General features: G+C 67.6%; 11 protein-coding genes. 6 read left to right on the top strand and 5 right to left on the bottom strand.

Annotation, left to right across the window (positions count from 1 at the left end):
- The first annotated feature begins 262 nt into the window (after nucleotides 1–262).
- Both A7B18_RS10995 and A7B18_RS10990 read left to right on the top strand, forming a co-directional pair.
- A complete protein-coding gene (locus A7B18_RS10995) occupies nucleotides 263–1,930 on the top strand; it encodes an acyl-CoA carboxylase subunit beta (RefSeq protein ID WP_102126743.1) in 1,668 nt (555 codons plus the stop codon).
- A gap of 249 nt (nucleotides 1,931–2,179) precedes the next feature.
- The gene (locus A7B18_RS10990; RefSeq protein ID WP_102126742.1) at nucleotides 2,180–3,382 is read left to right on the top strand and encodes an acyl-CoA dehydrogenase family protein; all 1,203 of its coding nucleotides are present in this window, start codon (nucleotides 2,180–2,182) and stop codon (nucleotides 3,380–3,382) included.
- 70 nt (nucleotides 3,383–3,452) lie between these two features.
- On the opposite strand, the gene A7B18_RS10985 is transcribed toward A7B18_RS10990, so the two are convergent.
- Nucleotides 3,453–3,854, bottom strand: a complete 402-nt coding sequence (locus A7B18_RS10985) for a winged helix-turn-helix transcriptional regulator (protein ID WP_102126741.1) — start codon at nucleotides 3,852–3,854, stop codon at nucleotides 3,453–3,455.
- A gap of 94 nt (nucleotides 3,855–3,948) precedes the next feature.
- Here A7B18_RS10985 and A7B18_RS10980 point away from each other — a divergent pair, with 94 nt between their 5' ends.
- Nucleotides 3,949–4,701, top strand: a complete 753-nt coding sequence (locus A7B18_RS10980) for an SDR family oxidoreductase (RefSeq protein ID WP_102126740.1) — start codon at nucleotides 3,949–3,951, stop codon at nucleotides 4,699–4,701.
- On the opposite strand, the gene A7B18_RS10975 is transcribed toward A7B18_RS10980, so the two are convergent.
- Nucleotides 4,695–5,657 (bottom strand): nucleoside hydrolase, encoded by a 963-nt coding sequence (locus tag A7B18_RS10975; RefSeq protein ID WP_102126739.1) that lies wholly within the window; start codon nucleotides 5,655–5,657, stop codon nucleotides 4,695–4,697. The two genes, A7B18_RS10980 and A7B18_RS10975, sit on opposite strands and share 7 nt — an antisense overlap.
- A 437-nt stretch (nucleotides 5,658–6,094) precedes the next feature.
- Here A7B18_RS10975 and A7B18_RS10970 point away from each other — a divergent pair, with 437 nt between their 5' ends.
- The 3 genes from A7B18_RS10970 (at nucleotide 6,095) to A7B18_RS10960 (ending at nucleotide 10,712) form a co-directional block, all read left to right on the top strand.
- Nucleotides 6,095–8,365 carry a RelA/SpoT family protein gene (locus A7B18_RS10970; protein WP_180970115.1) on the top strand — a complete coding sequence of 757 codons (2,271 nt, stop codon included), beginning with the start codon at nucleotides 6,095–6,097 and terminating at the stop codon, nucleotides 8,363–8,365.
- A 72-nt stretch (nucleotides 8,366–8,437) separates the two neighbouring features.
- Nucleotides 8,438–9,370, top strand: a complete 933-nt coding sequence (locus tag A7B18_RS10965; protein WP_102126737.1) for a hypothetical protein — start codon at nucleotides 8,438–8,440, stop codon at nucleotides 9,368–9,370.
- Nucleotides 9,371–9,449: 79 nt separating this feature from the next.
- On the top strand, nucleotides 9,450–10,712 hold the full coding sequence (locus A7B18_RS10960) for a DUF4127 family protein (RefSeq protein WP_102126736.1): 1,263 nt from the start codon (nucleotides 9,450–9,452) through the stop codon (nucleotides 10,710–10,712).
- 80 nt (nucleotides 10,713–10,792) lie between these two features.
- Here the strand turns inward: A7B18_RS10960 and A7B18_RS21430 are convergent, their stop codons facing one another.
- Genes A7B18_RS21430 through A7B18_RS10950 form a run of 3 tightly spaced genes read right to left on the bottom strand, consistent with a single transcriptional unit; the run spans nucleotide 10,793 to nucleotide 13,570 of the window.
- Nucleotides 10,793–11,929 carry a hypothetical protein gene (locus A7B18_RS21430; protein ID WP_146009524.1) on the bottom strand — a complete coding sequence of 379 codons (1,137 nt, stop codon included), beginning with the start codon at nucleotides 11,927–11,929 and terminating at the stop codon, nucleotides 10,793–10,795.
- Nucleotides 11,930–11,954: 25 nt separating this feature from the next.
- Nucleotides 11,955–12,833: a DMT family transporter gene (locus A7B18_RS10955; protein WP_245872833.1), complete on the bottom strand. Its 879-nt coding sequence runs from the start codon at nucleotides 12,831–12,833 to the stop codon at nucleotides 11,955–11,957.
- Complete coding sequence (locus A7B18_RS10950; RefSeq protein ID WP_245872832.1) at nucleotides 12,830–13,570, bottom strand: glucodextranase DOMON-like domain-containing protein; 741 nt, start codon at nucleotides 13,568–13,570, stop codon at nucleotides 12,830–12,832. The genes A7B18_RS10955 and A7B18_RS10950 overlap by 4 nt, the downstream gene beginning before the upstream one ends.
- Between the last annotated feature and the right edge of the window lie 49 nt (nucleotides 13,571–13,619).

Below are 13,619 nucleotides of genomic sequence, written 5' to 3'. Positions count from 1 at the left end.
AGCCGTCTTCTCCGGGCGGAGGCCACGGCGGCGCCACAACCGACTTCCGTTCGTCTCAGGTGCGCTCGTCATACCCCCTTGTAGAAGGGTGGTCATCACAAAAACCTTTACCCGCGAAGGTAAGGTAGCCGCGCCCACAAAAAGCGGACGTCGCAGACCTCGGCGTCAAGGATCGGCCCGGGTCCAGGCGCCCTTCCGGAGACGTAACCTCAACCCTTCCCTCTCCCCAAACTAACGAACGCTTGTTAGACTCTGGCCACCGATGACGTCCTCCCAGTCTCCTGCCCAGGTTTCCGGCGCCGCCCCCGTGTGGGCGGACGCGCTCGCCCGCCTCGCCGCCGATCAGGCCCGGGTGAGGGCGGGGGGCGGGGCCAAGGCGCAGGCGCGCCAGCACGAGCGGGGCCGCCTGACCGCCCGCGAGCGCGTCCAGCGGCTGGTGGACGCGGGGACCGTGTTCGACGAGCTGATGACCTTCGCCGGGTGGGAGATGTACGGGGAGGTGGGCGGCTGCCCGGGCGGCGGCACGGTCACGGGCATCGGCCAGATTCACGGTCGCCCGTGGATGATCGTCGCCAACGACGCGACGGTGAAGGCGGGGGCCTTTTTCCCGATCACCGCCAAAAAGGTCATCCGGGCGCAGACCATCGCGCTGGAAAACCACCTCCCGGTCGTCTACCTCGTGGACTCGGCGGGCGTGTACCTGCCCATGCAGGACGAGATTTTCCCCGACCAGGACGACTTCGGGCGCGTGTTCTACCTCAACGCCCGGATGAGCGCGAAGGGCATTCCCCAGATTGCCGCCATCATGGGCAACTGCGTGGCGGGGGGGGCGTACCTCCCCGTCATGTGCGACACCCTGATCATGACGGAGGGCTCGGGCCTGTATCTCGCGGGACCGGCGCTCGTGAGGGCGGCCATCGGGCAGGTCGTGGACTCGGAGGAGCTGGGCGGCGCGGCCATGCACGCCGGAATCGCGGGAACCGTGGACTACCGCGAGCCGGACGACGACGCGGCCCTGGCGCGGGTGCGCTCGCTCGCCGACCTGTACGCTCAGGGGGAGGTCGCCCCCTGGGCGCGGCGCCGGGCCGAGGTGCGCCGCGCCCCTGAGCGTGACCTCACCGAACTCGTCGGCTTCGACGGTTCCAGGACCTACGACGTGCGGGACCTGATCACGTCCATGACCGACGGCGGCGAGTTCCACGAATTCAAGGCCGAGTACGGTGAGACCCTCGTCTGCGGCTTCGCCCGGCTGGGCGGCTACCCGGTGGGGTTCGTGGCGAACCAGCGCACGGTGATCAAGAAGAAGCTCAAGGCGGGCGGCGAACCCGGCCTGCGCACCCGCATCGAGGTCGGCGGCGTGATCTACGGCGACTCCGCCGACAAGGCGGCCCGCTTCATCCTCGACGCGAACCAGGCGGGCGTGCCCCTCGTCTTCCTCTCCGACGTGACCGGCTTCATGGTGGGCCGCGACAGTGAGCAGGAGGGCATCATCCGCCGGGGCGCCAAGCTGGTCAACGCAGTGTCCAACTCCGTCGTCCCCAAGATCACCGTGATCACGGGCGGTTCCTTCGGGGCCGGGAACTACGCGATGAACGGCAAGGCGTACTCGCCCCGCTTCCTCTTCGCGTGGCCCAGCGCCAAGTACGCCGTCATGAGCGGCAACGCGGCGGCCAAGACGCTCCTCGACATCCAACTCGCCGCCCTGAAACGCGCGGGGCACGAGCCCGACGACGAGGAATTGCAGGCCCTTTTCGAGCAGGTCAAGGCCAAGTACGCCGCCGAACTCGACCCCCGCTACGCCGCCGCCCGGTTGTGGGTGGACGAGATCATTCCGCCGAACGATACCCGTGACCGCCTGATCCGCGCTCTGGAAGCCTGCGCGCAGAATCCGGTGCAAGAAGAGTTCAAAGTGGGCGTGTTTCAGGTGTAAACGCCCTTCTCCCTCTCCCCTTGCGGGACCTGCAAAGCTGCGAAGCAGAGAGGGCGCCCGCGAAGCAACGGGAGAGGGGGCGTGTGACCACCCCTACTGCTGACAAGATGCCCTGTCTCACCTTCCAGCCGCGCCGCATGTCGTTTGCGTTCCCCCCTCTGCTTCGCAGCTCCACGAGTCCCAGCCTCCCACCTCAAGGGGGAGGAGCAAAAAAAGGCCCTTCGTCCCCCTCTCCCGGAGGTTCTACCCATGACGAGCACCCTCGACCGTCCCGCCAACCCCAACGTCTCGCCCATGAACGACGACCAGCGCACCATCGTCTCGGCCCTGCGGAGCTTCCTGAAGGACCGGGTGGAGCCGGGCACTGCCGAGCGCGACCAGACGGGCGAGTTTCCCTTCGAGATCGTGCGCGAACTCGGCGACATGGGCATCATGGGCGCGCAGACGCCCGAGGAGTACGGCGGCTCGGGGCTCGACACCGCCACCTTCGCCATGATCATCGAGGAGATCGCGGCGGTGGACGGCTCGCTGTGCCTGACGGTTGCCAGCCACAACTCGCTGTGCCAGGGCCACATCCTGATCGGGGGCACCGAGACGCAAAAGCGCAAGTTCCTCCCCGACCTGGCGAGCGCGCAGAAGCTCGGCGCCTGGGGCCTGACCGAGCCCGCCAGCGGGTCCGACAGCGGCGGCCTTCAGACGCGGGCGGTGGAGCAGGCCGACGGTTCGTGGATTCTGAACGGCTCGAAGAACTTCATCACCCAGGGCAGCGTGGGGGGCACCTACGTGATCCTGGCGCGCACCGACGCCGCGCGGCCCGGTAGGGGCAAGAACGACGGCATCAGCGCCTTTGTCTTCAACCGCGACGAGGTGACGGGCTTTTCCATCGGGCGCAAGGAGGACAAGCTCGGCCTGCGGAGCAGCGACACGGCGCAGCTCATCTTCGAGGACGTGCATCTGCCCGCTGACGCGTTGCTGGGTGAGCGCGGGAACGCCTTCAAGGACGTGATGCGGGTGCTCGACGGCGGGCGGGTCGGCATCGCCGCGATGGGGCTGGGGCTGGGACGCGCCGCCTTCGAGTTCGCCGCGCGCTATACCGCCGGGCGCGAGCAGTTCGGCAAACCCATCGCGCACAACCAGGACATCGCCTTCCGGCTCGCCGACATGGACACCCAGCTTGAGGCTGCCCGGCTGCTGATCCGCAAGGCCGCCGACCTCAAGGACGCGGGGCAGAACTTCACGGCGGCGGTCGCCCGCGCCAAGCTCTACGCCACCACGGTCGGCGTCCACGCCTGCGACGAGGCGATCCAGATGCTCGGCGGCTACGGCTACATCAAGGAGTACCCGGTGGAGCGCTACTGGCGGGATAATCGTCTGACCCGCATCGGGGAAGGGACCGACGAAGTGCAGCGGCTGGTGATCAGCCGGGACGTGCTGGGGCGGTTCGCGGAGTAAGAGTTGGAGGAAAGGCGGGCGGCGTGGTGGAGGCCGCTCGCCTCTTTCTTTTGGAGGGTGACCCTGCCGGTCAGGACTCCGCCTCCCGCCCCTGGAACGCCCGCCGCGCCTCCATGATCCCCTCCCGGTGCTCCTCGGCCCACAGCCAGACCCCGCAGAAGGCGGCGCTCAGGCTGCGGCCCATATCCGTGAGTTCGTACTCGACCCGGGGCGGGATGACTGGAAACACTGTGCGGACCACCAAGCCGTCCGCCTCCATCTGCCGCACCGTCTTCGTCAGCATCTTCTGGCTGATGTCGCCGACCAGCTCGCCCAGGCGGGTGAAGCGCAGCCGCCCGTGTTCCTCCAGGGTCTCCAGCACGAGCATCGTCCACTTGTCGGCCACCCGCCCGATGATCTCGCGCACCAGGGCGTCCAGTTCGGGGTCGGTCTGCTGAGGAGGGGCCGTGCCTTCCCGCGTCAAGCTGCTCATCGCATTACTCTCCTTCGGGTAAGTATAGAACTTTTGGGTGCCTACTTCCCAAAGGGAAGTGCCACGCCTATCCTCCGAATCAGGAGGAAGGACCATGCAAATGACCGGCAACACCATCCTGATCACCGGTGGGGGCTCAGGGATTGGCCGCGCGCTCGCCGAGGCATTTCATGCCCGGGGCAATCGGGTCATCATCGCGGGCCGCCGCCAGCAGGTGCTGGACGAAGTGACGGCGGCGAATCCTGGAATGAAATCCGCCGTCCTCGACATCGAGGACCCGGAGGCGATTCGCCGCTTTGCCCAACGGCTCCAGGCCGAGTTTCCGGCCCTAAACGTGGTCATCCACAACGCGGGCATCATGCGCGCCGAGTCGGTGCGGGGCGGGGCGCTGGAGGACGCCGAGGCGACCGTGGCGACGAACCTGCTCGGGCCGATCCGCCTGACGGCGGCGCTTCTGCCCTTGCTGCTGGGCCAGCCACGCGCGGCGCTCCTCACGGTGTCGTCCGGCCTGGCGTTCCTGCCCCTGGCCGCGACCCCCACCTACAGCGCGACGAAGGCGGCCATCCACTCCTACACCCAGTCGCTGCGCCATCAGCTCCGGGACACGCCCGTACAGGTCATCGAACTCGTTCCGCCGTACGTGCAGACCGAGCTGATGGGTCCGGAGCAGGCCAGCGATCCCCATGCCATGCCGCTTCGGGACTTCATCGACGAGACGATGCACCTGCTGGAGACCTCACCGGACGCGACCGAGATTCTGGTCGAGCGGGTCAAACCGCTGCGATTCGCCGAAGTGAACGGGAACTACGACGCGGTGTTCGGCCAGATGAACGGCTCGGCTCACTGACGCTCAGGCCTGAGTTGAGGGTCAGGGCCTCCAGACCGCCCCACCCGCTCGACCAGCAGCCCGAAAAACCCGTCCGCGTCCACCTCCGTCATCACCTCGGCGTTGGGTGCCCTGCCGGTCACGCCCCACACGTCCGCCACCGTTCGCCCCCGGCTGGGGCCGTCGGTCAGGTCCATTTCGACGTGCGTAGGCCGGGTCTTGAACAGGTCCGGGCGCAGCAGCCACGCCACGGTCAGGGGGTCGTGGAGGGCGCCGCCGTCCCAGCCGTAGCGGACGCGGTGGTGCTCGGCGAAGAATTCGAGCAGCACGGCCACGAATTCGCCGACCTCGGTGCCCAGCCTTCGGAAGGCCGCCACGCGCGCCGGGTGGGCAATCGCCTGGTGCGAGGCGTTCAGGCCGATCATGGTGAGGGGCACGCCGGAAGCGAAGACGATGTGCGCCGCGTGCGGGTCGGCCAGCGCGTTGAACTCGGCGGCGGGGGTCCAGTTGCCGGTGTCGGTCGAGCCGCCCATCCAGACGATCCGCCGGATCAGGGGCACGATGTCCGGGGCGAGGCGCAGGGCCAGGGCGACATTCGTCAAGGGGCCGGTCGGCACCAGGGTCACGTCGCCGGGATGCTCGCGCACGGCGCGGATGATGAACTGGGCGGCGTGTCCCGGCTCCACGTCCCGGCCCGGGGTGGGCAGGTGGGGGCCACCCAGCCCGCTCTCCCCGTGCACGAGTTCGGCGCTGATGGGCTCGGCCACGAGGGGGCGGTCGGCGCCCCGGTAGACCGGCACGTCCGCGCGGGCGAGTTCGCGCACGACGAGGGTGTTGCGGGTCGTCCTGTCCAGGCCGACGTTGCCGAAGACGGTGGTGAGCCCCAGCACCCGCAGCTCGGGGCTCGCCAGCGCGAGCAGGATGTTCACGGCGTCGTCGTGGCCGGGGTCGCCGTCGAGGATGACGTTCAGGGGCATGGGGCAGTCTGGCACGGGGTGAATCGGGGGGGCGCCTCCATCCCGGCACAGGTCCGTCCCGGCGCAGGGCCACGCCCTCCCCCCACCCCCGTACGTTTGTCCCGGACTGTAGGCCCGAGCGTGAAGTCAACGTAAGATTCTGCGCATCTGCCCCACGTTCATGTCACTACACTGGGTCCATGAAGGGCCTGCGTGAATTCATCGACTGGCTCCGGGAGGCCCTGGGGGGCTCGCCCCAGCCTCAGCCGGTGCCTATTCCCGTCCGCGTCCGCGACCGCCGCTGACGGGCCTCTCCTCCCGAACCGACTTTCGATGCTCACCCCAGGGTGGGTGTTTTTTTGGCTCCGAGTTGGTGACACAGGGTCGCCGTCCAGGTGGGCACGCGCGCTATGCTGCCCCCCGTGCCCGGCCCGTCCGAACCCGTCTCCGAACACGGCATGGAGGAACTGCGCCCCCTGATCGCCGACCGACCGGCAGGGGAGCGCGAGCGCGTCGAGCAGGCCTACGGGTTCGCGCGGGACGCCCACGCGGGCGTGAGGCGCAGGAGCGGCGAGCCCTACATCACCCACCCCGTCGCCGTCGCCACCATCCTCGCGGGGCTCGGCATGGACACCGACAGCCTCCTCGCCGGGCTGCTCCACGACACGGTGGAGGACGTGGAGGGCGTGACCTTCGAGGAGATCGAGCGCCGCTTCGGCCCCGACGTGCGCCGCATCGTGGAGGGCGAGACCAAGGTCAGCAAGCTCTCCAAGCAGGGGAGCCAGGCCGCCCAGGTCAGCGACGCGGGCCGCGACGTGCAGGCCGAGAACCTGCGCCAGATGCTGATCGCCATGACCGGCGACATCCGCATTATCGTGGTCAAGCTCGCCGACCGCCTGCACAACATGCGGACCCTGGGCAGCATGAAGCCCGAAAAGCAGGTGCGGATCGCCCGCGAGACGATGGAAATCTTCGCGCCGCTCGCGCACCGCCTCGGCATCGGGCAGATCAAGTGGGAGCTCGAAGACCTCAGCTTCCAGTACCTCCAGCCCGACGCCTACGAGTACCTCCAGACCCGGCTGCGGACCCGTCAGGACGAGCGCCAGGCCCTCATCGAGCAGGCGGTGGGGCAACTGCGCGAGGCGCTCGAAGACGACCTCGAACTCCCCGAGTGGGTCAGCGACATCGACATCGCGGGGCGCAGCAAGCACCTCTGGAGCATTCACAACAAGATGCAGAAGGAGGGCAAGGCGCTCGAGCAGATCTTCGACCTCCTCGCCATCCGGGTGATCCTGACGCCCCGCGAACTCACCGTCCCCCCCGGCACCGACGAGAAACGCCGCGAGCGGGCCGAGGAGACGCGCGAAAAACGCATCTGCTACCACACCGTCTCCATCGTGCACTCGATGTGGACGCCGTTGCCGGGACGTTTCAAGGACTACATCGCGGTTCCGAAGCCCAACGGCTACCAGAGCCTGCACACGACCGTCATCAGCCAGAGCGGGCAGCCCATCGAGGTGCAGATTCGCAGCCTGCGGATGCACGAAATCGCCGAGTACGGGGTGGCCGCCCACTGGATGTACAAGCAGGGGAGCCAGCTCGCCCAGCGCGACCGCGAGAACTGGATCGCGCAGCTCCGAGAACTCCAGAACGAGATCAACGACGCCTCCGACTACCTCGACGCGGTGAAGACCGACATCCTCTCGCAGCGGGTGCGGGTCTTCACGCCCAAGGGGCTGGCGATCTCGCTCCCGGCGGGGAGCACGCCCGTGGACTTCGCGTACCACATCCACACCCGCATCGGCGAGACGACCGTGGGCGCGCGGGTGAACGGGAGCATCGTGCCTCTGAGCCACAAGCTCGGCAACGGCGACATGGTGGAGATCGTGACGAGCAAGAACGGCCACCCCAGCAAGGACTGGCTGAACTTCACGGTCACGCGCAGCGCCCGCGCCAAGATCCGGCACCACTTCCGCCAGCAGGAACGCGCCGAGGCGCTGCAACACGGCCACGACCTGCTGGAGCGGTACCTGCGCAAGCGGCAGCTCCCGGTGCGCCAGCTCATGCGGACCAAACTGCTGGAGGACGTGACGAGCCGCCTGGTGGGCACCCGCAACCCGGACGACCTGTACCTCGCGCTGCACGCCGGGAAACTCACGCCGGGGGCGGTGGGTCGGGTCCTGGCCCCCAGCCTCGCGCAGGAGCAGTCGGCGGCGACCGAGCGGCGCGGCCCGCCCCCGCCGAAGGCCGCCGAGCCAGGAGGCGTGTACGTCGAGGGTTTCTCGACCGCCACCAAGCTCTCGCACTGCTGCAACCCGATCCGGGGCGACCAGATCATGGGCTACCTGACGCGGGGGCGCGGCGTCAGCGTCCACCGCATCGACTGCCCCAACATGATCCGGCTCCTCAAGGACGAGCCCGAGCGCTGCATCGCCGCGAGCTGGGACGCGGGCACGCCGGGGAGCACCATCGTGGACCTCGACGTGGTGGCCTCCGACCGCGCCGGGCTCCTCGCCGACGTGCTGGGCGTGCTGGCGAACGAGAAGCGCAGCCCGATGAAGATCGAGGCGGGCGTGAGCGCGGACAGCACCGCCCACATCCACCTGCGGCTCGCCGTGGACGGTAACGCCGACCTGGAGGCCGTGCGTGACGCGATCATGCGGGTGCCGGGCGTGACCGACATCCTCCGCAAGGGCAACGGGCGGGTGCGGAGCGGGGCGAGCGCGTAGGGGGCTCACCCCCCTGATCCTCCAACGAATCCTCCGGAAGGCCCGAGGGAAGGGGAGTGCTAGGCTCGACCCATGAGGCCCACCGCCGTGCTGGGCGCCATCCTGGCGCTTTCTCCCGCCGCCCTCGCGCAGGACGTGCTCACCCTGAACCCGAAGCCCGGTGTGACGTTGAACTACGTCTCCACCGTGGAGAGCCGCACCGAACTCGTGGACGTGCGGCTGGAACCCACGCCGGGCCGGGCGGTCTCGGCGCAGACCCGGCAGAGCTTCGAGCAGGCGCGGGCGCAGCTCAGGCAGCAGTTGGGGTCGGCGGGCATCCAGCGGGTGAACGTCACCCAGTCGCTCCGTGTGCTGCCGCGCCTGAACGACGGGAGCGTGGTCGTGCGGTACACCCAAAGCCTTCCCCTCCCTGACGGCACGACCCAGCGCCTCGTCTTCCGGCAGATCACGGCGCCGGGGGGCAAAACGCGGCTGGTGCTGGACGAGGTGAGCGGCGATCCTGGGCTCCGCGCGGTCCTGGAGAAGGTGTTGCAGTCCCAGCAGACGCAGGACTTCGCCAGCCAGGGCATCCAGAACCTCTACGGGCAGCCGCTGACGGTCGGGCGGGCGCGGACACAGCGCCTCAAGCTCGACTTCGCGCAGCTTCTCGGCTCGCTGAGCGGGTTGTTGCCGCAGGGAGCACGGCTGGGAGTGGCGGGCACCCTGACACTCGACAACACGACGACCTACCGGGGGCGCGGCGCGGGGGGCAACTTTACCTTCGACGTGGCGACGCGGCTCGCCCAGCCCGGCACCGTGCGCTACACCGTGGACGGGCAGTCGTTCGAGCTGGGAATGAGGCGCCTGAACGTCACGGGCCGGAGCGCCTACCGCCCCGACGGGTTGCAGGCGGGCACGAACGCCACCACCGAGCAGGAGTTGCGCCTCACCCTGCCCTTCGAGGAGGGCGCCCGCCTCGCCCTGACGCTGCGGGTGACGCAGAAGGTGAACGCGACCGTGCGTTGAGGGGACCCCCGCCGGGGGAAGGGCCTTTCCCACACCCTTTCCTTCGCCGTGCCTCACGCTGGCCCTCTAGCCTTCGCGCATGACCCGCCGTGTCCTCTCCCTGTGTGCCGCCCTCCTCGCCGTCCACGCGGGCGCGCAGACGCTCGTGCCCCTCGACTCGCGCCCGGCGACGCGGGTGCTGCCCGCCCTGATCGCGGAGGTCGGGGGAGGGACGGTGCAGGTGCCGGGGGCCGACCTTCTCGGCAACGCCCAGCGCGGGGCGGACCCGGCGGCGCTGGCGGCGTGGCTCGGCGCCCAGCCCACGAACGAGCCCCTGGTCGTCGCCCTCGACGCCTTCGCCTACGGCGGCCTGGTGCAGTCGCGCACGAGCCCGCTGAGCGCCGAGGAGGCCCTGGCCCGCTTGGAACCCGTACGGGCGTGGGGGGGGCGGACGGGGCAGCCCGTCTACGCCTTCATCACCCTGCCGCGCGAGCCCGACGCCACGAACCGGGAACGCAACCTCGCGGTCGTGCGGCAGACGGTCGAGTGGGCGCGGCAGGGCGTGTTCAAGGAACTGCACGTGACCTGGGACGACGCCCTGCCCGGCAGCCCCGCTCCCGCCGAGGGCGCGGCCCTGGCCCAGGAGGCTCCCGCCAACGTGCTCGTCTACCCCGGCGCGGACGAGGTGCTCGCCATGCTCGCCGCCCGCGCCCTCGCGCCGACCGAGAAGACCGTGCGCGTCGAGTACAGCGACCCGGCGAAGGCGCGGCAGGTCATCCGCTACGAGGGCATCCCCCTCACCCAGAGCGCCGAGAACCACGCGCGGGCGAGCAGCTTCCGGGTGGTGACGGAGGGTCCCGCCGACCTGACCCTCTACGTCTACAACGGTGGGGACCCGCGTCAGGCTGCCGTGCGAGTGAGCAGCCTTCTGCGGCGCGGCCCGGTCGCCGTGGCGGACGTGGCGCAGGTCAACCTCGGCAATACCCGGCTGTGGTCGGACCTCGCCACCCTGCGGCAGCACGCGAACCTGCGGTCCCTGGCGGCCTGGGGCACGCCGGGCAACAACCTCGGCACGGCCCTCGCGCACGCCCGCCTCGCGCTGGAGGGGGCCGACCCCGTCCGGCAGGACGCCCTGCTCGCCCGCGAGTTCGCCAACGACGTGATCTACAGCGCGGAGGTGCGCGCGGCCCTGCGCCAGGCGATCCCCGAGGCGGAGCTGAACACGCCCGCCGGGCAGGCCAAACTGCTCGAACTCGCCCGGGACTACTTCCCGCTGCGGGTGGGCCTGACCTACACCCTCGACGACGCGACGCTGCCGTGGGGCCGCTCCTTCGAGTGGGACTTCGACCTCAAGCCGCGCTGATGGGTGGGAGGGCGTTGCTATTAAGGGTAGGACGTCGCGTTGGGGAGGCAGTGAATTAAAGGAATACAAGTTAAAAGATATTAATCAGGAAGATATAACCCTTCTGTCATAACAGAGGAACCTGTCTCTGTGAATGAATGTAAAATGGCACATGTTTTTCTGATCGCCGAAATCATTCTTGACACGTCTTTTGAACTGACATCGCGTCTACCTTTATGTACGACGCCGTTGCGAGTCTCTATTGCCTCGCGACAAATTGATACAAGACTTTTCGGCAGGCTATTCTCATCAAACAAGAGTGGTATCAAATAAGTAAAGGTGGTGGAAAAGCCCAGATGATTGTATCGAGATTTTAATTCGCTAAGCTCAATACGCTCACTTACATTACTGGTAAGCAGTAATTTGTTAGGCTTGTTGCAGAAGCCATTGACACTAACCTCCAAGGCAGCCACGCCTTCAATAATTGCATTGCGGCGGTGTCCCGCTACCGCCAAACTTTCAGCGTTTGACAACAATTCAGATGTAAGACTGGGTCTGCTTCCGTCTTTCACGAAAGATATGACTTTTGGCCAGTCTCGCTCTTCTATATATCTTTCACTCCCACCTATAGATCCTCCTCTCAAGATATGGGCAGCATTTACAAAATAATCTTGCCACTCACTAGTTGAGTTCATCAGCTTTATCTTAGCCTTGTAACTCACTACCTTGTGTATAAGTTCGTCAGGATTCTGACTATGCTCCCTAAGCCAGTACTGTCCCTTCTCTACCCTCGCATAGCGTATGATTCTGTTTACTACTTCTTGAGCTTCTTTAATAATGTTTTCGATAAAAGAGATGTACTCTCTGCCCTTATCTGAGGATGCATCAACAGTATGTATAGTTGGACCAAACATTAAGTCGAACACATTTTGTGAAACATCCGTTAGATATGCGTCTACATAGAAAAATTCAACTCTCGGGTTGACGAATTTCCTCACTTTCTCCCATGTGATTCCTCCTATAGAGGGAAATGCGCTTATATCCGTATGGACCTCAAACTTAACCCCATTCTTATAAATAGAAAATTTCGCCTCTGGTTTTATGGGTAACCAATGTGTAAAAAATATTGACGTACGTTCTCTCTCACTGCCAGAAGATGTTGGTATTTTAAGTCTTAAAATTACATCATTGAGAGAAAGCTGGCCGACCGTATTCTTCGTGTGGTGATCGTTAGACATTTCTATACCCCCTGTTTCCGCCTTGCTACTCGACCCGGGGCGACAACTCCGCCGCCGGACGCTTCTCCACGCTGAGCAAGAGCGCCGCCCCAATCACCAACGCCGCCCCGAAGAGCGCGGTGGGTGAGAGGCGTTCCTCGAACAGCACGGCGGCCAGCACGGCGGCCACGACCGGCTCCAGGCTGGCGATCACGCTCGCGCGGGTGGCGGGGAGGTGCCTCAGGCCCGCGCCGTACGCGAGGTAGGCGAGGTACGTGCTGAAAACGGCGATGGCCCAGAGAGAGCCCCACGCCCCAGTCGTCTTGGCGCCGAAGCTTACGAAGGGAAGCAGGCACAGCGCCCCGAACGGCAGGGCGACCGCGAGGAGAGCGGGGGGCGAGTACCGCCCGAAAAACGCCTTGCCGTACAGGTAATACAGGCTATAGGTGAAGCCCGCGACGAGGCCCCACCCCAGCGCCGCCCCCGTGACGTTCACGCCCTGCCCGCCGCCCAGGCTGATGAGGGCGATGCCGCCGAGCGTTCCGGCGACCGCCGCCACCTCCCTGACCCCCAGCCGCTCGCGCAGCACCGCCCAGCCGAAGAGCGCCACGAAGGCGGGAGCGGTGTAGAGCAGCACGCTGGCGAGGCTCGCGCCGCCCGATTGCACGGCGAGCTGGTAGGCCCCGTAAAAGACGCTCACGCCGAGCACTCCGAACCCGGCGGTGACGAGGAGGTCCCGCCCGCGTGGCAGGGGCGCGCGCGTGACGGCGGCGTGGAGCGCGAAGAGCCCGCCCGCGAGCACCGCCCGCCAGAAGGCGACCTCGAGCGGGGAGACGCCCGCCGCCTGCGCGTTCTTGCCGAAGATGCCGAGGAGGCCCCACAGCACCGCCGCGGCCAGGATCAGCAGGGGGGCGGGGACCCTCACGGGCGCCGCCAGACGGCCACGGTGGCGATTCCCACGGTGAGGAGACCGAGCCCACCCAGGCCCAGGAGGAGCAGGGTGCGCGGGTCACGCGTGGTCCCGACGGGCGCGAGCGTGCCCTGGGTGAAGGGCGCCGGGTCCCCGGACGGCAGCAGCACGTCGACCGGCACCGGGGCGTCCGCCCGGCCCGCTTGCAGGGCGGTGGGGCCGGGGGTGGTCACGGGCCGCAGCACCCCGTCGGGCGTGAGGGGCGAGTACACGCTGCTCGTGACCCAGTAGCCGTAGTCGCCGGGGGGAACGGCGGCGTCGATCACGAGACCCGTGCCCTCCACCCGCACGGTCGGCGCTGTGAGCGTGGTGGGGGGGCCCCCGTCCTCCGGCGCCCTTCGCAGGCTGGCCCCGAAGCCCGTCACGCGCACGTGGTAGGTCCAGCCGCCCGTGCCGGTCACGTTCAGGCGCAGGTGGTCGAGGGTCCGCACGCCGCCCACGCCCGTCTTCACGAAAATGTCGGTCACGCCCGCCGAGAAGCCGCTGGGCGCTCCCCAGGGGTTTTCGATGCGGCCCAGCTCCACGGTGAAGCGCATCTCCTGGCCCTGAGGCTCGGCCCGGAAGCCCCGGAGGTCGAGGGCGTCTTCGCTCACCGCCGGGCGGGTGGGGAGCAGGTAACCTCCGTCGCCGCGCGCGTCTCCGGCTGGGTCGGGGAAGGACACGAGCGCGGCGGTGAGGAGGAGCAGCGACACGGGCGCGAGTATAACGTGGCGTTTCTGAAGCTCCTGAAGGGGTGTCGGG

It is taken from the genome of Deinococcus planocerae (assembly GCF_002869765.1).
Lineage (GTDB): Bacteria > Deinococcota > Deinococci > Deinococcales > Deinococcaceae > Deinococcus > Deinococcus planocerae.
The sequence above is the reverse complement of the archived record's forward strand: the minus strand, read 5'-3'. Positions and strand labels throughout refer to the sequence as shown.

Bases quoted from the DNA above. Each gene is read 5' to 3' on its own strand.
- A7B18_RS21430 (WP_146009524.1), bottom strand. From the start codon at position 11,929: ATGTCTAACGATCACCACACGAAGAATACGGTCGGCCAGCTTTCTCTC.
- A7B18_RS10980 (WP_102126740.1), top strand. From the start codon at position 3,949: ATGCAAATGACCGGCAACACCATCCTGATCACCGGTGGGGGCTCAGGG.
- A7B18_RS10985 (WP_102126741.1), bottom strand. From the start codon at position 3,854: ATGAGCAGCTTGACGCGGGAAGGCACGGCCCCTCCTCAGCAGACCGAC.
- A7B18_RS10975 (WP_102126739.1), bottom strand. From the start codon at position 5,657: ATGCCCCTGAACGTCATCCTCGACGGCGACCCCGGCCACGACGACGCC.
- A7B18_RS10965 (WP_102126737.1), top strand. From the start codon at position 8,438: ATGAGGCCCACCGCCGTGCTGGGCGCCATCCTGGCGCTTTCTCCCGCC.
- A7B18_RS10990 (WP_102126742.1), top strand. From the start codon at position 2,180: ATGACGAGCACCCTCGACCGTCCCGCCAACCCCAACGTCTCGCCCATG.
- A7B18_RS10995 (WP_102126743.1), top strand. From the start codon at position 263: ATGACGTCCTCCCAGTCTCCTGCCCAGGTTTCCGGCGCCGCCCCCGTG.
- A7B18_RS10960 (WP_102126736.1), top strand. From the start codon at position 9,450: ATGACCCGCCGTGTCCTCTCCCTGTGTGCCGCCCTCCTCGCCGTCCAC.
- A7B18_RS10970 (WP_180970115.1), top strand. From the start codon at position 6,095: ATGGAGGAACTGCGCCCCCTGATCGCCGACCGACCGGCAGGGGAGCGC.